This is a genomic window from Streptomyces sp. NBC_01260, from assembly GCF_036226405.1.
Lineage (GTDB): Bacteria > Actinomycetota > Actinomycetes > Streptomycetales > Streptomycetaceae > Streptomyces > Streptomyces laculatispora.
Map to the genome: position 1 here is coordinate 2,489,091 of NZ_CP108464.1, position 18,983 is coordinate 2,508,073.

Sequence of the window (18,983 nt, forward strand, 5' to 3'; positions counted from 1 at the left end):
GCACCTCATGAACCGGGGGCCCGGTACCGCGAGACGATCGCGGTGCCGGGCCCTCGGTGTTGTCCCGGGTCCTCAGATGATGAGCGGCTCGAACGGCCAGAAGGCCAGGGACCCGGCCCGCACCGATTCGTCCGCCTCCCGGCAGGCGATGCTGAGCGGGTGGCCGGGGCCCAGCGCCTCGGTGGCCCGTGGACCGTTCGCCCCGCCCAGCGCGTGGGCCTCCTCGGTCCGCCCCGTCCTCATCCTGAGGATCGTCGCGTTCAGCGCGCACCCGATCGCCCACGGGTGCCCGGTCCCGACCGCCTCGGCCATCAGGACGCGGGCCCGTTCGGTCTCGTAGCCCGCGGCCTCCGGATCGCCCAGGGTCCAGCGCATCAGCCCGAGGTTGCCCTCGACGCCGATCGTGTACGGGTGCCGGTCGCCCAGCATCCGCCGGTAGCCGTCCACCACCTGTTCGTGCAGCCGCAGCGCCTGCCGGGGGTCGCCCGCCTCCCGTTCCGCGCCGGCCGCGGCCGCGGTGATCAGCAGGGTCAGCGGATCGTGCTCGCCCAGGAGCCGCAGTGAGCCGTCCCTCGTCGCGGTGAGCGCCGGAAGGGCGGAATCAGCGCCCTCCAGGGCGTACTGGCAGAGCGTCAGGTGGTACTGGGCGCGCAGCGTCTGCGGGTTGTTGCCGCCCATCCGGCGCAGATGGCGTCCGGCCGTCTCCCGCAGGGCGACCTCCGCCTCCCGGTGCCGGCCGAGCAGCCGCAGGTCCATGGCGAGGTTGATCTCCGAGTACAGCGTGGCGGGTGCCTGCGGCGGCAGGACGGACCGCCGCCGTTCCAGGGTGAGTTCGTCCTGCTCCAGTGCCTGCTGGTACCGGCCGAGCAGGCGCAGCGACACGGCGAGGTTGTTCTCCGCGTTGAGGGTCCGGGGGTCGTCCCGCCCCAGCAGCCGGCGGTCGCGGTCCCGGATCGAGACGGAGAGTTCCAAGGCCTCCTGGTAGCGGCCCAGGCCCCGCAGATCCGCGGCGAGCCCGCCGGCGGCCCGCAGGTGGTCCGGGTCCAGTTCGCCGCGCTCGGCAGCCAGGAACTCGGCGGTGGTGCGCTCCACGGCCTCGCTGGTGCGGTAGTCGCCGAGGGCGCGCAGCAGGTTGGCGTAGTGATGGCGCAGGTCCCAGATCCGGGGGTGGGCCGGGCCGAGCAGCGTCTGCCAGGATTCCATCGCGGGGGCGGCGAACCGGACGCCGCTGCCGTACTCGCCCGAAAGGTACATGTAGCGGAGGCAGTTGAGGACGAACTGTTGTACGTTCGGGTCCTCGCTGTCCAGGACCTCGGCCCATTTGAGGTGGGGGGTGAGTGCCGCGTACTCCGGCCAGCGGCCCGGGTCTGCGGGGTCGCCCGGGTCCGCGGCGGCGAGGGCGCGGCGGGCGACGTCGGCGTAGGCGCGGCGGTCGCGTTCCGGCATGTCCTTGCGGACGATCTGGTGGACCATGCGGTGCAGGTGGATCGACGCCACGGACAGGCCGCCGTCGGAGTCCTGGAACTCCAGCCACACCACCGAGTACTGGCGCAGCTGCCTGATCGCCCTGTTCCACAGGAGCGGGTCGTTCATCAGGCCGGAGAGCCGCTCGGGCAGCCCGCCCGGAGGCATGTCCCTCAGCAGCCGTACGGGGATGGAGCCGGGTGCGAAGAAGCCGCACAGGCGGAGCAGGTCGACGGACTCGGGGACGGTGTCCCTGAGCTTGTTCAGCAGTATCGACCAGGCGGTCCGGAAGGTGAGCGGGAAGTCGGCGGAGACCTTGACGACGTCCTGGTCGATGCCGCCACCGAGGAGCTCGATGTACTCCTCGACCGACATGTCGGAGTCGTTCAGCCAGCCCGCGGTCTGGTCGAGCAGCAGCGGCAGGTCCTCCAGCCCCTCGGCGAGCCGGTCGGCCTCGGTACGGGTGAGGCGCGGGGCCCGGCGGAGGATGAAGGCGACCGATTCGTCACGGTCGTAGACCGGCACCTCGACCAGGTCGCTGTTGTGGTCACCCCACTCGGGGTTGCGGGACGTGATCAGGACATGACCGGGGCCCGTCGGCACCAGGTCCCAGATCTGCTCCGGCTCGTCCGCACCGTCCAGAACCAGCAGCCAGTGGGAGTGCGGATCGCCGCGGCGCAGCGAGTCACGCACCGCGCGCAGCCGTTCGCCGTACTCGGCACCGGTCGACAGACCCAGCTCCGGGGCGAGTTCGGCGAGCTTCTGACGGTAGAGGGCACGCCGGTCGGCGGGCACCCACCACACCACGTCGTACTCGAAGCCGAACCGGTGGACATACTCGGCGGCCAGCTGCGTCTTGCCCACCCCCGGCATCCCGGACAGGGTGACGACGGCGCCGGGCCCGCCCGTGTGGAACGCCTCGCAGAGGCCGCCCAGCAACTCCTCGCGGCCGGTGAAGCGGGTGTTGCGGCGCGGCACCCCGCCCCACACCTCAGGGGTGTGGGCCGGGTGGTGGGGACCTGGCCTGGCGGCGACGTCCTCGGGCAGCGGACCGGTGGGCAGCCCCAGGCGGACGAGCAGCCGGTGCTCGGCGTCGTCGGCACCGGCGCCGTACAGCTCCAGCGGGTCCAGCAGGGAGACCGCGCCTCCCAGCGGGGTGGAGTGCGTGAACCAGATCGCCGCGAACCGGTCCCGGTCGGGGCCGACGACCTCGTGCAGGGCCCGGTCCCACGCGTCGGGGCCGTGGCCACCGAGCTGGACGTAGCGGCGGCTGAGCAGCAGCAGGATCCGGCCTCGGGAGCGTGCCAGCTCGCGCAGCCCGTCCGTCGGCGAGACGCCCGCCGGGGGGTCCCAGCGCTGTTGGCGGACCGTCACCCCGCGCCGCTCCAGGCGGTCCGCGGTCCACGCCGCCCAGGCCCGGTCGGTGTCGGCGAAACTGAGGGTGACCGCGGTGTCGGTCCCGGCCGGCGGTGCGGTGTTCCCGGACCCGTCGGGGTCCGCGCCGGGCCCCGGCAGCCACCGGCCGGGCGGGCGGACCCGGCTGCCGTCCGGGTCTGCGGACTCCTGGATGCGGCAGTGCAGTTCGTCCCTGCGGACCGGTGCGCCCCACTGGTTGGAGATGGTCAGCCGCAGCACGGCGGGCCCGGTCGCGGTGCCCGCGGTGACGAGGAACCTCGCCGGGCCGTACGTACCGCCGAAGCGGTGCAGTACGAGTCCCGGGTCGTCGAGCACCTCACAGACGAAGTGCGGGGCGCCGTCCAGGGAGACGCTGAAGGCGAGCTCCTCCTCCTCGTACGGCCAGGCCTCGCTGTCCTCCTCGTTGCGGGCGTTCAGCGGGCCGCGCAGGTCGACGCCGACACACTGGACGGCCCCGGGGCCGACCTCGCGCAGCCAGCCCACGACGGGTTCGATCAGCAGTGGCCGCTCGTCACCGTTCATGCTCGGCCTCCTCCCGTGCGCGCGGGCCGTCCGCGTACCGGCCGGTGAGGTGAAGCGTGCTGAGCGGGTGCCCGTAGTACTGGAACATCAGGCTGTAGAGCAGCCGCAGGGCGTTGCGCTGCCCCCGCTCGTCGAACGTGCCGTCGTCCCGGACCATCAGCGGAATCCCGCCCTCGGCGAGAAAGGTCTCGTGGGCCGCTGCCCGGAAGGCCCGCAGCGCGCGGGCCACCGGCCGGTCCGGGTCGGCGGTCACCGTCTCGACGAGCCGGCGGATCAGCTCGCGGGCCTCGGCGTCGCCGACCTTCCCCGCGGTGACGATGCAGCCGCCCGCCCCGTTACCGAGGAAGACCTCCGTGAAGCCCCGCAGATACTGCCGGCCGTCCCCGTCGTGGTCGAGGAAGCGGCCGGAGTGGCAGGCGTTGAGACAGACCAGCGAACCGTCCCGGCCGAGCAGGCGCATGCCGTGGTCGTGGTACTCCGCCCAGGTCACGTCCGCCAGGGTGAGGTTGCTGAGCTCCTGGTCGAAGGTTCCGTGGCAGCCCATGTAGACCAGGCCGGTCGGGTCGGCGGCGGTCTCGTCGAGGCTTCTCAGGAAGGACACGATGCCGGAGTGCGGCCGGTGTCGGTAGCCGCGGAAGACGTCCCGGTCGGCGCCCATGTCCGGGTGGAAGTAGCCGAGCACCGCACCGGCCGGGGCCGCGACATCGGTCGGGAAGTCGTCGCCGCCGCGGACCGCGTCGAACCAGCGCGCCAGGTCGACGAGCATCCCGAGCATTCCGCCGGGAAGTCCCGCCTCCGGAACCGGTGGCAGGGTGAGTGCCTCCCAGGGCAGATCGAAGCCGGTCTGGTCGAGTATCACCAGCTGAAGGGCGTCGCCGTGGACCTGCCGGCACCGGTTGATCCAGCCGGTCAACGGGCCCTGGTTCAGCGACCAGCGGCGGATCGAGCGGAGCAGCTCCGACGGCGGTTCGCCGCCCGGCCGGGCGTTGCCGAGGCTGATCGCCGCCGGGCGCCGCTGGCCGCCGCCCGAGGTGTACGGGAGCGGCGGGACGCCGCGGCACCAGGCCTCGAAGCCGAACGCCTCCGGCAGGCCCGGTGAGGGGCGCCGTCGCCGCACCCTGATGCGGGCGTACATCGTGTCGGGCGCCTGTTTGGCGTCGACGGCGACCGCGCCGAGTCCCAGCGGAGTGCCGGTACTCGCGCCGGCCGGCACGGCGGTCCGTGGGGCGGGCAGCACCTGTCCGGCCCGTCGCCCGAGGCGCCGGATCACGTCGAGGGCGTCATCGCGCACGGCTCGCCCCCTCGTCGTCGGCCTCCGCCGCGATCACGCTGCCGCCGAGTGCCTCCGCGAGTTCGGCGGGCAGCGCGGTGTACGGCCGCCGCCCCGGGTCGATCACCACGCTGTGCAGCCGGGCAGGGCTCAGGGCGCCGATCCGTTCCGCGGCCCGCACCGCGTCCGTCGTCCCGGTCCGTCCCGCCGGACCGGGGCCCAGGCGTCCGGTACGGCCCGCGGCCAGCGGCACATTGCCCCGCCCGTCGGTCACGACGACGAGCAGGGCCTCGACGAGTCCGGCGCGGTGGTGCCGGAAGGCCCGGCGCAGGGCGCTGCCGGCCTGGTCGAGGCCGTGGGCGAGCGGGGTGGCGCGGCCGGCCGGCCTGGCGAGTGCGGCGGCGATCCTCGGGTCCCTGGTGGACCGGGCGGAGAACGACCCGGCCCGCAGCTCGTTCGCCGCTCCCCGGGCACCCACCTCGACGACATGGACGGCGGCCCGGGTGACATAGGCCCACTGCAGGAAGGGTTCGAGCGCCGGGTTCCAGTCCCAGTCCCCGCGGCAGGTGTGGTCGAGTACGAGGGTGAGCGTCCGGACGGGTTCGGGTGCCCGGACGTAGCCGCGCAGGTCCTGCGGGACGATCACGAGCCGGCCCCGGCCGCCGCGTATCGCCCGGTACTTCGCGGCCTCCATCGCGGTACGGACCGGGGCGAGGTCCCACAGGTCGCGGGCCCGCCGCACCCCGACGACGGCGCCTCGGGAGGCACGGGCGCCCCCGGCCCGGCGGGCGGGTATCCGCAGCGTGGCCCCGCCGGGCCCCGGACCCGCGGTGTCCTCCGGGTACGGGGAGAAGGGACCCGGCCGGTCGCCCCGGACCGGGGCCGGGCCGAGGGAGACTGCGGTCTCCGGTTCCTGGACGAACGAGCCTGCCTCTAAGGGCCGTTCAGGGGCGGGGCGGGCGTCCGGAGGCGGACGGTCCGGGCCGGGTCCGGGAGGCCGCGGGGGCTCGTGGTCCGGGGCGGGCTCGGGCGGTGCCGACGGGCGGTGGACCGTGCGGAGGCGGATCAGCCGGGCGGCCCGGCCGACGTGGGCGGCGGTGACGTGGGCGCCGGCGATGTTCCCGGCGGCGACGTGGAGCGGGGCGTCGTCGGCGGTACCGGGGCCGGGGGGTGTCTGCTCGGCACCGTCCAGCCGGGCCAGGGCGCGTGCGATGCGGCCGAGTGCGAGGGCTCTGCGGTGTCCGAGTCCCTCCTGGTCGTCCAGGTGCTCCAGCACCGACGCGGCGAACCCGTCGGTGAGCGGGGCGGGCGGCCGCGGGGTGCGCGGGCTCAGCGCGGTGGCCCAGGCGGCGGGGAGCGGGCCGAGCGGGTCGGGGCCCGGCAGGGGCCGCAGACCGGGAACGCCGAGCCGGACCGGGAAGCGGTCCAGGAGGTGCGGTGAGAGGTGCGCGGCATCCTCGGCCCGGCAGAACGCCAGCCACCGGGCGCGGGGCGTCCAGCTGCGGCGGATGCCGGAGTGTTCGAGGGTGGCGGTGTCCGCGCCGAGGAGCTGGACGGCGGCCCGCATCCCCGGAACGCTCAGCCGGGCCAGGTCGGGCACGACGACGAGCGGCGGGCGGGCCGCCGTCTCGGCCAGCGGTCCGGGCCCGAGGGTGAACTCGATCCCGCCCGCGCCCCGCCGCACCAGGGGCCGCAACCACAGGTCCTCGTCGGCGGTCGCCGCGTCGAGCGTCGTGCGGGGCACCCCGGTCCCCGGCGGCAGGCCACCGGCCACGCCGAGCACCTCGGCGAACACCGTGGCCACGGCGGGGACATGCTCCGGGGGCAGGTCGAAGAGCAGGACACCCGTGAGTGCCGGTTCCAGCGCGGAGCAGACGAGCGCGGTCAGCAGCCGGTGGGAGGCATCGTCCCGTTCCCCCGGGTCCTGGGTCCGCGTCGGCCGGGCGGACACGCGCTCAGCCGAACAGGCCGGCGAGGACGGCGTACTCCTCCGGCCCCCAGGCGAACTCCGCGCCGTGGGCGGATTCGGGCCTGCGGTGCCGCAGCGCGAGCGGCAGCACCCGGTGCACGTGCCGGGGCTCCACCCGCCGCGCCGACTCCCTGGCGGCCAGCGCGCGGGCGGCCTTGGCCACCAGGAGGTCGCCGCGTTGCCCGACGGCGCCGGACAGGGCGGCCGCCTCGGCACAGAGCCTGCTGACGTCCTCCTCCAGCCGGACCTCCGTCAGCCGCTCGCGGGCCGCCAGCAGCCGCTCGCGCAGCCGCCCGTTCTCCTCATGGGCGGCCCGCAGCCAGGCGGAGTCCACGGCTTCGAGCTCTTCCTCGAAGGTGAGCACGATGGTGATCATCCGGTGGCGCTCCTCGATGTCCAGCTCGGCCGCCGTGACCATGAGCCCGAAGCGGTCGAGCAGTTGGGCGCGCAGACTGCCCTCCTCCGGATTCATCGTGCCGACGAGCCCGAAGGAGACATGGGTCTCGGTGTCGATGCCCTCGCGCTGCACGGACAGCACCCCGGTGGAGACCACGTCCAGGATGATGTTGACGATGTGGTCGTCGAGGAGGTTGACCTCGTCGACGTACAACATCCCCTTGGCATGGGCCTCTTCGAGCAGCCCGGCCTGTCGCCTGGCCTCGCCGCGCATCAGCGCGTCCAGCTCCCAGCCACCGAGCACCCGGTCGTCGGTCGCGTTGATCGGCAGGGTGACGGGCAGCCTGCCGCCGGTCATCAGCGCGAAGGCGCGGACGACGGTGGACTTGGCCGTGCCGCGCTGTCCCGCGATCAGTACGCCGCCGATGCCCGGGGCGATGAAGTTCAGCTCCAGGGCGAGCTTCAGCTCGTCCTGCCCGACGACGCGGCTGTACGGGAGGATCGGGACCGCCCGCGCCGGCTCGCTCATGAAGGCGTCACCGTGGTGGTGGCCCGCTCCTCGCGTCCCGGCTGCCAGCGGAAGGTGACCTGGATCTGCGCCTCCGCACCGGCCTTCACGACGGCCGCCATCCCGGCCTCGAAGGTGATGCCGACCTGGAGCTCGATCTCGTCGGGCCGCAGCCCCTGCCCCAGGTCACCGAGCCTGCGCATGGCCTGGGAGGCGCACCGGCGTGCGAGGTCGAGGCCGTCCCCGTACAGATCGCCCGCCGTGCCCAGAGCGCGTCGGGCGGCGCCCGCGGCGTCCCGGGTCTCCTCGCTGTCGTACAGCGAGTCCACATCGGTGGCGGGCATCCCGGCCCGGGTGTACGCCTCGGCGTCCACCACGACCGGGATCGGACCGTCCTCCCCTGGTGCCACACCACCCACAACGACCGTCATGCGCGCCCCCTGAATGACCAACCGGCTGGTTTCACAAGGTTACTGACGGACACTCATGTCCCGCATGGGTTCCGGGCAGGTGCTCAGATCATCTGTGGCTCGAAGTCCCAGAACGGCCGGTTGCGGGACCTTGCGGAGACGGTGTGGACGTGCTGGGCGCCCAAGGTGGTCGCCAGATCGTCGAGCGCCTCCGTCTCGACCTTGTCCGCCCGCTGGCGGTCGCGGAGTCCGCGCAGATCGGCCGCGTGCGCGATGCGGGCGGTCAGGGTCAGCGGGTGGGTCCTGCCGAGGGTCTCGGTGGCCCGGGTGACGACCGAGTCCGTCAGCGCGGCGGCGGACTCGGGGTCGCCCACGAGATTGCGCAGCGCCGCGGCGTTGACCGCACAGCCGAGCGTCCAGGGGTGGTTCTCGCCCACCGCCCGGCCCATGTCCACGAGCACCTCCTCCAGGAGGTGGTACGCGTGGTCCCGCTCCCCGACGTTGCGCAGGATCAGCGCGTGGTTGCCACGGGTGCCCGCCACATAGGGGTGCTGGTCGCCCAGCATGTCCACGTACCCCTGCACGACCTTCTCGCTTATGGCGCGGGCCTGGTCGATGTCGGCGTGCTCCCGGGCGAAGAAGCTCTGGCTGGTCGCGAACATCATGGTGAGCGGGTCATCCTCACCGAGTACCCGCTCGCCCCGCTCCAGCACCCGGCTGAACAACGCCGCCGCCTGCCTCCGCTCACCCGAGCGGTAATGGCAGAGCGCGAGGTTGTGCTCGGCCTGCAGGGTCTGCGGGTTGTCCTGGCCCATGACGATCCGGTGCACGCGGACGCTCTGGCTCTGGAGCGATTCCGCCTCGGCGTACCGGCCGAGGAGGCGCAGGTCGGTGGTGTAGTTGACCTCGGAGTAGAGGGTCCAGCTGTGGCGCGCGCGGAGCAGCTGCCGACGCGCCTCCAGGGTGCGCCGGTTGAGTTCCAGCGACTCCTCGTACCGCCCGAGCAGACGCAGGGACATACCCAGGTTGTTCTGCGCGCTGAGCGTGCGCGAGTCCTGTTCCCCCAGCAGTTCGCGGTACGAGGCAAGGATCCAGCCGGACATCTCGTGCGCCTCGTCGTACCGCCCGAGGCCGCGCAGGTCGGCCGCGAGGCCGCCGGCGGCGCGCAGGTGCTCCAGGTCCTGGGCGCCGCGTTCGGTGCGCAAGTGATCGACGGCGGCCCGCTCGATTGCCTCGGTTCCGGCGTAGTCGCCGACCGCGCGCAGCAGGTTGGCGTAGTTGTAGCTGAGGTCCCAGACCCGGGGGTGGTTCTCGCCCAGCAGCTCGCCCCAGGCCTTCATGGCACGGGAGCCCAGCTTGATGCCGGCCCGGTACTCCCCGGAGAGGTACATGTAGCGCAGGCAGTTGAGCACCAGCGAGTGCACCGCGGGGTCTGCGCTGCGCAGCACGTCGGCCCACTTCAGGTGCGGGGTGATCTCGGCGTATCCGGGCCACAGCCGGGTGTCGGTGGGGCGGCCCGGGTCCGCGGAGGCGAGCGCCCGGCGGACCACGTCGGTGAATTCCTCGCGGTCGCGCTCCGGCATGTCCTTGCGGACGATCTGGTGGACCATGCGGTGCAGATAGATCGACTCGCCGGAGGACGTCTCGTCGATGACGGACTCGTGGGACTCCAGGCGGACCACGGAGTACTGGCGCAGCTGGCTGATCGCCCTGTTCCAGAGCAGCGGGTCGTTCATCAGGCCGGAGAGCTGCTCGGGCAGCTCGCCCGGTGGCATCTCCTTCAGCAGCCGTACGGGGATGGAGCCGGGAGCGAAGAAGCTGCACAGGCGGAGCAGGTCGACGGACTCGGGGACGGTGTCCCTGAGCTTGTTCAGCAGTATCGACCAGGCGGTCTGGAAGGCCAGCGGGAAGTCGGCGGAGACCTTGACGACGTCCTGGTCGATGCCGCCGCCGAGAAGCTCGATGTACTCCTCGACCGACATGTCGGAGTCGTTCAGCCAGCCCGCGGTCTGGTCGAGCAGCAGCGGCAGGTCCTCCAGCGCCTCGGCGAGCCGGTCGGCCTCGGTACGGGTGAGGCGCGGGGCCCGGCGGAGGATGAAGGCGACCGATTCGTCACGGTCGTAGACCGGCACCTCGACCAGGTTGCTGTTGTGCTCGCCCCACTCGGGGTTGCGGGACGTGATCAGGACATGACCGGGGCCCGTCGGCACCAGGTCCCAGATCTGCTCCGGCTCGTCCGCACCGTCCAGAACCAGCAGCCAGTGGGAGTGCGGATCGCCGCGGCGCAGCGAGTCACGCACCGCGCGCAGCCGTTCGCCGTACTCGGCGCCGGTGGACAGGCCCAGCTCCGGGGCGAGTTCGGCGAGCTTCTGACGGTAGAGGGCACGCCGGTCGGCGGGCACCCACCACACCACGTCGTACTCGGAGCCGAACCGGTAGACGTACTCGGCGGCCAGCTGTGTCTTGCCCACCCCCGACATGCCGTGCAGCGTGACGACGCCCGCACCGGCCCCGGCGTCCTGAAGGGCCGTGTAGGCCTTGCTGAGCAGTTCCTCGCGGCCGGTGAAGCGGGTGTTGCGGCGCGGCACCCCGCCCCACACCTCAGGGGTGTCGGCCGGGTAGCGCGGGCCCGGCCGCGCCGCGGCGGACTCGGGCAGCGGGTCGGTGGGCAGTCCCAGGCGGACGAGCAGCCGGCGCTCGGCCTCGTCCGTGCCGACGTTCGTCAGGTCCGCGGCGCCGAAGACCGAGGTGGCACCGGGAAGGGCCGAGGTGGTGACGGACACGGCGGCGAAGCGGTCCGGGTCAGGGGCGACGACCTCGCGCAGGGCTCGGTTCCACTCCTCGTGACCGCGGGGGCCGACCTGGAAGTACCAGTCGCTGAGCAGGACCAGGATCCGGCCGCGGGAGAGCATCAGGTCCCGCAGGGCGTCCTCCAGCGGGACCTCCACCGGAGGGTCCCAGCGCTGCTGGACGACCGTCACCCCGCGCCGCTCCAGCCGGTCCGCGATCCACGCCGCCCAGGCCCGGTTGAAACCGGCGAAACTGAGGGTGACGGTCTGCACCCCGGTTGCTCCAACTTGCTTACGCGTACCGGGCATTCAACCGTCTCCCTGACCTCGTTGCGAGCTCTTTCAAGATACACCGGAGGCTGTGCGCCCCACCGGAAACCTGGCTGCTCAGCTCCTGGGTGAACCGTTCCTCTGTTGCCATATCACCTTGGCGGTGCTCACGTACGCCTCCGCGCGAGCCAGGTGCCCCGTGGGTGGCGGCGAATCCTCCAGACGGTGGTAGACCGTGATCATCTCGTTGACGAGGACCCGCCCGTCGGGGGTCAGCGCGGCCGAGCCGGCCAGTACCGGCAGTACGGCGCCGACCTGTTGGCGACAGCGCGCGTGTTCCGCCCAGGCCAGATCGCGGTGGGTGACCCGCCGCGCGCCGAGCGCGAACCGCTGCCAGTAGTCGGCGAGCGCCAGGTGCGAGTAGGCGCCCTGGAGCAGCCCGTCGAAGGGCCTGGGGTCGGAGCGCCACGGGGCGAAGTGACGCGGGGTGGCGTCCTCGTGGTGCAGCCGGACGAGTGCGCCGAGCGCGGCGAGCTTGGTGTGCTGGAGTTCGTGCACGAGGGTCGATGCGAAGTAGGCGGGGGTCGCGGGCTTGCTGCTGAGGACCGCGCCGAACGCCTCGCGCCGGGTGCCGCTGCAGTGGGCCGCGCCCTGGCCGACCGGCCCGGAGCCGGGCGGCGGCCCGAGCGGGACGAGGCAGCGCAGCAGAACGGCCGCTTCGGTGAGCCGGTGCTCGCCGCCCACGCGCAGCAGCGGCTCGACCCCGGACCAGGACTCGGCCCAGGCCTTGCGTTCATGGTCGTCGATGTGGGTGGCGGCGCTCAGTCCGTGGCGTTCGAGCCCGGTGCCGCGGGTGCGGTACGGGTCGAGGTCGTCCAGGGGTACCGGGCCAGCGCCCGGCAGTACGGGGGGCAGTGTGAGCACCGGCAGCCAGCGGGGGTCGGCCGAGGCCATGGTGCCGTCCGGCAGGGCCCGTACCGAAAGGGGCGGCGCACCGGCCGGCCGGATCGTCATTTCGTCGTCGGCGTAGTCGAGTCCGACCGGGCCGGGGTCCGCCCGAACCGCCCCCAGGGTGGGCAGCGAGAGCAGCCCTTCGCGTGAGGTGAGCCGGACGGTGCAGGGCAGTGCGGCCCGGATCGCGGCCGCCGCCGCGAGGGCGCTCAGGTGGGCCAGGTCGGTGTGGAGTTCCGGGCCCGCGGCGGTGGTGCCGGTGAGGCCGCCCAGGAGCCGCTGCGCCCAGGGGCCGGCCATGGGGTGGAACAGCACGGTACGCACCGCGGCCCGGTCGGCGCGTTCGGCCGCTTCGAGCAGCGCCCAGTCTTCGCACAATCGTTCGAGCAACCGGGGCGGGCACACGGCCGCGGGTGCGGCGGCCGCCGCGTCGAGCAGGGCCCTGAGGAGGACGAGTCGGCGGGTGTCCTGATCGCGTACGAGCAGGCCGAGGGAGTCGGTGTCGCCCTCGGTGCGGCCGAGTTCGCGCAGTACGCGATCGGGGATGGCGGGGCTCATGGGGGGTCTCCTGCGGTTGCGTCGGCGAGCTGGTCCGCCACGTGGCGGACCAGCCGTTCGAGGTCCGCGCAGTAGACGGACGGGTTGATGAAGCCGTTCTCTGCGCGATAGCGGTGGGCGTAGTGGCCGCCGCCGCAGACGGTCAGCAGCGGGCAGCCGCGGCAGGCGGCGGCGAGCGCGCCCGCTCCTGCCTGTCGGGCGGCGACACCGGGGTGGCGCAGGGCGTCGTCGAAGGTGTGCCGGAAGACGTCGAGTCCGGTGGCGGCCGCCGTGTCGTAGGCGGACTTGAGGGAGTCGACCTGTTCGATCGACCCATCGGTCTCGACCACGACCGCGTTGACGGGGTCGAGACCGAGAGATTCGGTGGCGGCGGGCAGACCGAGGAGCAGGGCGACGCACTCCTCGAAGAGCCGGATCCGGGTCTCCCGCCGGGCCGCCGGCCACCAGCGGTCGAAGACGGCGCACAGCCAGTCGCCGTACGGGGTGGCGCGGCCCGACCCCGGTCCCGTCGGGATGTCCGCCAGGTCCGGCAGACCGGGCGGTGGGCTGGTCCAGTTGCCGTGCGGCAGGAGCAGGTCCAGGGCCGGCGGGCGCAGGGCGAGCAGCGACTCGTACATCTCCAGGGGGTCGGTGCGCGGGTCCACGACGGTGAGGATGCCCGCGTACGCGTCGGGGTGGTGGTCGGCGAGGAGCCGGGCGCCGCGCGAGGCGGCGGGCCAGGAGGGGCGGCCCGCGTGGTCGATGCGCTGGGTGTTGTGGGCGGCCAGGCCGCCGTCCAGGCTGATGCCGATGCTGATGCCGTGCCGGGCGAGCGTGGTGACGCCCGCGTCGGTGAGCAGAGTGGCGTTGGTCTGGACGGTCGCGTGGACGGCGCAGCCGCCGGGCACCCGTTCCCGCACCCGGTCGGCGAGGGCGGCCAGCCGGGCCGGGCCCGCGAGCAGGGGTTCGCCGCCGTGCAGCACCAGGGCGACGTGCCTCAGCCGGTGGGCGGCCGCGTGTTCGGCGATCCGGTCCGCGGTGCGGTCCAGGACGGCGGGCGCGGCGGCGGCCGGCCGGCTCCGCCAGGTCCGGTCGGGGCCCTCGTACAGGTAGCAGTACCGGCAGGCCAGGTTGCAGCGGCCGTGCACCTTCACGATGAACTGCCCGAACGGCACGGGTGGGGGCGAGCCCGCGCCACCGCGCTCCGGTGACGCGGCCGGGCGCGGGGCTGCGTCCGCGCGCGGCGGCCCGCCGCCCCCGTCCGCGTTCCGCTCCCGTTCCGTGTACCGCTGTGCGGGCCGCTCCCCGTGCGGTGTCGTCCGTCGGACCACTCCGGCACCCCCGTGCTGTACGTCTGCCGGGACGGTCACCGGTACCGGCCCAGGGTGAGTATCCCCGGCGCGCGGCGCGAACCGGCCCGTCCCGGACCATGATGTCCTGATCGACCCCGCCCCGGGCCAAAACCATGCGCCGGGGCGCGGTGCCGCCCGGCTCAGAAGGCGTTGTTGAATCCCCAGAGCATCTCCCGCGGCTGCTCGGCCCGGCCGCGCAGATCCGCGACCACCTCCGCCAGCACCGGGTGGTGAAGGGTCCGCAGGGTCTCCAGATCAAGGCCCAGCAGATCCGGCAGCGCGCCCGCGGCTCCGGACGCACCGCCGCCCGTGCCGCCGGGCACAGCCGCTCCGTCGTTACGTGTCGACTTGCTCATCACGCCTCCCCGTACTCAGCACCGGGCCCGCCGCGCCGCGCTCGCCGTTGAGCGCACACCGCCGGTCCCACGTCCCTGACCCGCTTCGTCCTGCTGTCCGCGCCGCCGCCCGGCGCCGCCCGGCGCCGGTCACGCGCCGGTCGTACCCGTACCCGGTCCGGGCGCACCGCCGTGCCGGGTGCTCATCGTTGAGCACTCAGCGCTCCAGGCCGGCCAGCCGTTCGGCGGTCCACTCGCCCGCCGCTCCGCCGCCGTCCGGCAGCTTGCGCCACTCCAGGCGGGCCGCCCGGTACGCCTCTCGCGCGGCCCGGGGGCGCCCCGCTCTCTCATATGTCATACCCCGCCAGTGGTTGGCTGTAGCACCCAACTCCACTGCCTCCCGAAGCTGTTGCGGACTGTCCAGCTCCGTTTGGGCCGTCGCGGCGCAGGCGGCGGCCGAGCGGAAGGCGTCCGCCGCCTCGTCGCGCCGGGACGGCCGGGCCAGCACGTCGGCGGCCTCCAGCTGGGCCCTGCCCAGCTCAAGCCAGCAGCGCGCCGCGGTCAGCGGGGCCGCGGCCTCCTGCGCCGCCAGCCCGAAGAGGTACTCGGCCTCCCGCAGGTCGACCCGGTCCGCGGTGGCCCGGTGCCGCAGCATCAGGGCCCGGCCGAGCATCAGCAGCCGCTCGGACTGATGCGCACCGCCGGCCGGGGTCTCGGTCCGGCAGTCGCGCAGCACGCGCACCGCGGCACCGATGTGCCCTGCGCCGTCCGGCAGTTCGGCGCGGCGCAGCAGCGTGCCGCCCCATTCCGCGAGCAGATCGGTGTGGGCCCGGGAGTCCCGCGGGATTCCCCGGGCCGCTCGGGCGAACCAGTCGGCGGCTGAGACGAGTTCGTCCGGATCGCCGGTGTGGTCATAGCGGGCGACCCGGACCCGCCCGGCCCTGGTCTGAAGCTGGGCGCGCTGGCGCTGCTCCCGTACGGTCTCCAGCGCCTGGCCGGTCAGGACCGCGGCCTCGTCCGGTTCCTCGCCGGAGGCCAGCAGCGCGTCCACCAGGTCGAGCACGATGCGGACCTCGGTGCCCATGGTGTGCCGGCCGCCCTGGGCGAAGGCCGTACGCAGCGAGCGGGCCGCCTGCCGGGCGAACTCCCTGGACCGCTCCGTGTCCTCGGTGGCCCCGGCCAGTTTCAGCAGGGTCCGGCCGTGCTGGAGCGGGAGGGCGGCCGGCCGGTTCTCCTGGTCGGGCCAGGAGTCGGCGAACGCCTCCAGCATCCCGCAGGCGCTCTGCAGCAGGGCGCTGTCACCGTCGAGCCGCCACTGCGCCTCCAGGGCCCGCACCCGCTCCAGGGTGAGCCGCAGCGCCTCGGCCGGCGCGAGGCCGGGGGCCGCGCAGGCGGCGGTGTACTCGCGGTCGGCGCGCCGCAGCAGCTCCAGGGCGCCGCGCCGGTCGCCACGCCGCCGCCGGTCGTCGGCCGCCGCGTGCAAAACCTTGGCCAGCACGGCCCGTTCGCGCACCGCACCGGGAACGGCGGCTGCCCGCTCGGCGGCGTGCTCGGCCTCGCGGAGCAGCTCGGCACCGCCCTGTACCTCCCACAGCCGCAGGACGCAGCGCGCGTACTCCGCCCAGAGTCCGGGGTCGACGGTCTGCCGCGGGCCGTTCTCGGCGGCTCCCCGCAGCAGCTGGACCGCATCGATCAGGCGCTGCACCATCGTGTCGGCCTCGAACTGCCGCACCAGCTCGCGGGCACGCTCCACGGCGGTGGTGGTGCCGGGGGCCGACGGTCCGGGGGCGGGGGTCTTCGGCGGGGTCACGAATCTCGGGGGCACGGGCATGAACCGCTCCAGTACGCGGGCTGCGACCTCGGCAAAGGCATGGGGGACCCGGGGGACGCCACGCCTCTCGATCCCCCCGTCCGCCTCGCCCTCCTCGCTGTCGTCGTTCTCCTCGCTGTCGTCGCCCTCCTCGTACCCGGCGCCCGTGATCGGGTGCCCGGTGGCGTACGGGGAACCGTCCGCCCCGCCGTCGCCGAGCTGGGCGAAGGCCAGAGCGGGGAAGTTGGGCCCGCCCTTGCCGAACCGCGTCTCTACGTACTGCGAACAGTGCTTGAGTACGAGCAGAGCCTCGTCCCGGCCCAGCGGACCGAGCAGCGCCTCCTGGACGCCGGGCTCGAACGCGTACCACTGGCCGCGGCCGCCGCCTCCGCCGTCGGCGCGCGAGAGCAGGCCGCTCAGCAGCACTTCGGCGAGTTCGGAGGGGCCCGACTGGGGCAGCATGGTGCGCTGCACGAGCTGCATCACCGGCAGGTAGAGGGGCGCGGCCGCGAGGTAGACGGCCAGCTGTCCGGCGGCCGGCGAGGCGGCCGAACGGAACCGGCTGACCAGCTGGAGCGAGGACAGGGTGGCGCCGGAGCGCTGGGCGGCCGCCGCGGGCTGGTCGGCCCGCACCCAGCCGACCGCTCCGGAGATCCGTGCCGCACCGGTGCCGGAGAGCAGCCTGGCCCAGGCCGCCAGCGCGTCCGGCACCGGCGGGAGGACCGGGACCGCCAGGGCGCCGGGGTGCACCGCGGGGCCGGTTCCGGCGTCCTCGGTGACCTTCAGCAGGGTGGCTCCGGCGAGGCCGTCACCGCGCGACAGCGAACCGAAGGTGACCGGCAGCCGGGTGCGGTTCCACATGCGCTGCGGCAGTGGCTGCAACACGGCGACCGGGGCCTGCCGGGCGAGCTGGTGCAGCAGCCGGTGGGCGCGCCCGCTGTGCCAGAGCGGCCCGGCGCAGTCGCTGATCACCACGGTGACCCGGCGCCCGGTCGGGTCGCTGAGCCGGTCCGCGGAGTGCAGCGGGGCCGCGGCGGGGTCGGAGCTGCGGCTGACCTCGCAGCCGCCGTCCGGGCCGCGGTGCAGATAGCGCACCTGCACATCCCGGAAGGCACCCAACTGGCCGAAAATCTGCTGGAGTTCACCGAACATCCGGTCCCACACCAGCATCGAGGACGAGGCGTCCATGACGCACTGGAGGACCGCGTCGCCCCGGCCGACCCCACGGAACACCGGCATGATCATGCCGCCCGCGCGGGCACTGCGGTCCGCGGTCGCCGTCTCGTCCAGGACGCGGCGCAGCGGGGCGGAGACCGGCCGGTAGCGCTGCAACGGGCGCAGTGCGCGGGTGAGTTCGAGGGGGGCGGGCAGGACGGGGGCGGCCGGCACCCCGAGCGCGAGTTCGGTGGCGCGGGGCTCCGCCCCGGATCTCCGGCGGGCCGGGGGGGCACCCTCGTCCCGCCTGCCACCGCCCCGTGCGGGGTCCGGGACGGGGTGCAGGGCGATCAGCCCGTCGCCGGCCGGCCCGTCGCCCGCCTCGCGGTCCTCATCGGGCCGGCCGGTGTCCGCGGCAGGGCTGCCGTCCGCGCCCGCCCGGTCCACCGGGCCCGGGTTTGTCTGCCCCTCGGGCAGCCGGGCATCCGGAGGCATCGCCCCGGATTCGCCCGGGTCCTCCTCCGGGGCGCCGGGTGCGCCGGTCCACCTGGCCAGCCAGAGGGCATCGCAGAGCTGCTCGACATCGGGGTCGAGCCCGGCCCCGCGCAGCCGTGCGACAAGTGTCTGCAGCAACTCCCCGTCGTACGGCTCCGGGGCCTCGGGCTCACCGGCCGGCACAAAGGCGTCGTCCGCCCCGGGCATCAGTACCTCACCTCGGCCGGTCGAGCCGCTGGATGAGCAGGTCGGCCAGCCGGTCGCGGCCGGCCGGCGCAGCGGCGTGGGTGAGGTAGATGGCGTTCAACAGCTGGTCCGTGGCCAGGAGTTCGCTGCGCGATCGCTCCAGGAAGCGGGTGATGAGGTCCTCGCTGGAGCGGGCCGCCTCCTCACCCAGGTGCGCCTTGACGAAGGCGGCCAGCCGCTTGTGGTCCGGGCGGTCGAGTTCCAGATGGATGCAGCGGCGCATCAGAGGGGCCGGGAAGTCCCGCTCCCCGTTGCTGGTGAGGACGACGAAGGGGAAGGCCCGGCACTGCACCCGGCCGCCCTTGATCCGCACTTTGTTGCCGTCGTGGTCCAGCACGTCCGCCTCACCGTCGGGCAGCCGGTCCACGATCCGTTCCAGCTCGGGAATGGCGAACTCGCCCTCCTCCAGCACGTTGAGCAGATCGTTCGGCAGGTCGATGTCGCTCTTGTCGAGCTCGTCGATGAGCAGCACCCGGGGCCGGTCCGAGGGCAGCAGGGCGGTGCCCAGCGGGCCGAGCCGGATGTAACTCCCCACGTTCTGGGCCGAGTCGGCTCCGTCACCGCCGTCCGCGGAGGTGTGCGAGGCGATCTGCACATCCTGCAGCCGGGCGATCGCGTCGTAGTGGTAGAGGCCGTCCAGCAGCGAGGAGCGGCTGACGATGGGCCAGCGCAGCACCTTGCCGAACTCGAGTTCACGGGCGACGGAGTGGGCCAGCGTGCTCTTTCCGGCCCCCGGGTCCCCGGTGACCAGCAGCGGACGCCGCAGATACAGCGCGGCGTTGATCATTTCGAGTTCCTCGGCGCCCGGCCGGTGCTCCTCGGCGATGCGCCCGGGGATACCGAGCCGGCGGTCGGCGGAGTCGCCCCCGTCCGCCGGGGCGCCTCGGCCGCCCGAGAAGTCACGCCAGGGCGGCGGGGGCGGCAACTGCGGTACGCCGTCGTGCGGTTCGCCGATCCCGCGGTAGATGAGCCACTCGCTGGGTTCACTCATAGCGTGGTCCTCGTTGTCACTCGTCCGCCAGGGACAGCAGCTGTCGAACGTGCCTTACCGTAGCGATCCGGCGCACCCCCCGTAAGGGGCGGGCCGG

The 18,983-nt window shown here is 73.9% G+C and carries 11 protein-coding genes; all 11 read right to left on the minus strand.

Annotated features, from left to right (window positions below; genetic code table 11):
* Positions 1–72: 72 nt before the first annotated feature.
* The 11 genes from fxsT (OG322_RS10600) to OG322_RS10650 all read right to left on the minus strand — a co-directional run bounded on the left by fxsT (OG322_RS10600) (position 73) and on the right by OG322_RS10650 (position 18,886).
* Positions 73–3,402 carry an FxSxx-COOH system tetratricopeptide repeat protein gene (gene fxsT, locus OG322_RS10600; protein WP_329306342.1) on the minus strand — a complete coding sequence of 1,110 codons (3,330 nt, stop codon included), beginning with the start codon at positions 3,400–3,402 and terminating at the stop codon, positions 73–75.
* Positions 3,392–4,693 carry a CHAT domain-containing protein gene (locus OG322_RS10605; RefSeq protein WP_207315081.1) on the minus strand — a complete coding sequence of 434 codons (1,302 nt, stop codon included), beginning with the start codon at positions 4,691–4,693 and terminating at the stop codon, positions 3,392–3,394. The genes fxsT (OG322_RS10600) and OG322_RS10605 overlap by 11 nt, the downstream gene beginning before the upstream one ends.
* Positions 4,683–6,623, minus strand: a complete 1,941-nt coding sequence (locus OG322_RS10610) for a hypothetical protein (RefSeq protein ID WP_329306343.1) — start codon at positions 6,621–6,623, stop codon at positions 4,683–4,685. The genes OG322_RS10605 and OG322_RS10610 overlap by 11 nt, the downstream gene beginning before the upstream one ends.
* A 4-nt stretch (positions 6,624–6,627) precedes the next feature.
* Entirely contained in the window at positions 6,628–7,566 is a 939-nt protein-coding gene (locus OG322_RS10615; protein ID WP_207316362.1) for an AAA family ATPase, read from the minus strand.
* A complete protein-coding gene (locus OG322_RS10620; protein ID WP_329306344.1) occupies positions 7,563–7,976 on the minus strand; it encodes a CU044_2847 family protein in 414 nt (137 codons plus the stop codon). Before OG322_RS10620 ends, OG322_RS10615 begins: the two co-directional genes overlap by 4 nt.
* A gap of 83 nt (positions 7,977–8,059) precedes the next feature.
* A complete protein-coding gene (fxsT, locus tag OG322_RS10625; protein ID WP_207316361.1) occupies positions 8,060–11,053 on the minus strand; it encodes an FxSxx-COOH system tetratricopeptide repeat protein in 2,994 nt (997 codons plus the stop codon).
* 78 nt (positions 11,054–11,131) lie between these two features.
* Positions 11,132–12,523 (minus strand): aKG-HExxH-type peptide beta-hydroxylase, encoded by a 1,392-nt coding sequence (locus OG322_RS10630; protein WP_329306345.1) that lies wholly within the window; start codon positions 12,521–12,523, stop codon positions 11,132–11,134.
* Complete coding sequence (locus OG322_RS10635; protein WP_329307725.1) at positions 12,520–13,677, minus strand: FxsB family cyclophane-forming radical SAM/SPASM peptide maturase; 1,158 nt, start codon at positions 13,675–13,677, stop codon at positions 12,520–12,522. Before OG322_RS10635 ends, OG322_RS10630 begins: the two co-directional genes overlap by 4 nt.
* A 317-nt stretch (positions 13,678–13,994) precedes the next feature.
* Positions 13,995–14,210 (minus strand): FxSxx-COOH cyclophane-containing RiPP peptide, encoded by a 216-nt coding sequence (fxsA, locus tag OG322_RS10640; RefSeq protein WP_207319235.1) that lies wholly within the window; start codon positions 14,208–14,210, stop codon positions 13,995–13,997.
* Positions 14,211–14,406: 196 nt separating this feature from the next.
* Complete coding sequence (locus tag OG322_RS10645) at positions 14,407–17,856, minus strand: SAV_2336 N-terminal domain-related protein (RefSeq protein WP_329306346.1); 3,450 nt, start codon at positions 17,854–17,856, stop codon at positions 14,407–14,409.
* 7 nt (positions 17,857–17,863) lie between these two features.
* Positions 17,864–18,886, minus strand: coding sequence for an AAA family ATPase (locus tag OG322_RS10650; protein WP_123461619.1), 1,023 nt, complete (start codon positions 18,884–18,886; stop codon positions 17,864–17,866).
* Positions 18,887–18,983 lie beyond the last annotated feature (97 nt).

Bases quoted from the DNA above. Each gene is read 5' to 3' on its own strand.
- fxsT (WP_329306342.1), bottom strand. From the start codon at position 3,402: ATGAACGGTGACGAGCGGCCACTGCTGATCGAACCCGTCGTGGGCTGG.
- OG322_RS10615 (WP_207316362.1), bottom strand. From the start codon at position 7,566: ATGAGCGAGCCGGCGCGGGCGGTCCCGATCCTCCCGTACAGCCGCGTC.
- OG322_RS10620 (WP_329306344.1), bottom strand. From the start codon at position 7,976: ATGACGGTCGTTGTGGGTGGTGTGGCACCAGGGGAGGACGGTCCGATC.
- fxsT (WP_207316361.1), bottom strand. From the start codon at position 11,053: ATGCCCGGTACGCGTAAGCAAGTTGGAGCAACCGGGGTGCAGACCGTC.
- OG322_RS10630 (WP_329306345.1), bottom strand. From the start codon at position 12,523: ATGAGCCCCGCCATCCCCGATCGCGTACTGCGCGAACTCGGCCGCACC.
- fxsA (WP_207319235.1), bottom strand. From the start codon at position 14,210: ATGAGCAAGTCGACACGTAACGACGGAGCGGCTGTGCCCGGCGGCACG.
- OG322_RS10645 (WP_329306346.1), bottom strand. From the start codon at position 17,856: ATGCCCGGGGCGGACGACGCCTTTGTGCCGGCCGGTGAGCCCGAGGCC.
- OG322_RS10650 (WP_123461619.1), bottom strand. From the start codon at position 18,886: ATGAGTGAACCCAGCGAGTGGCTCATCTACCGCGGGATCGGCGAACCG.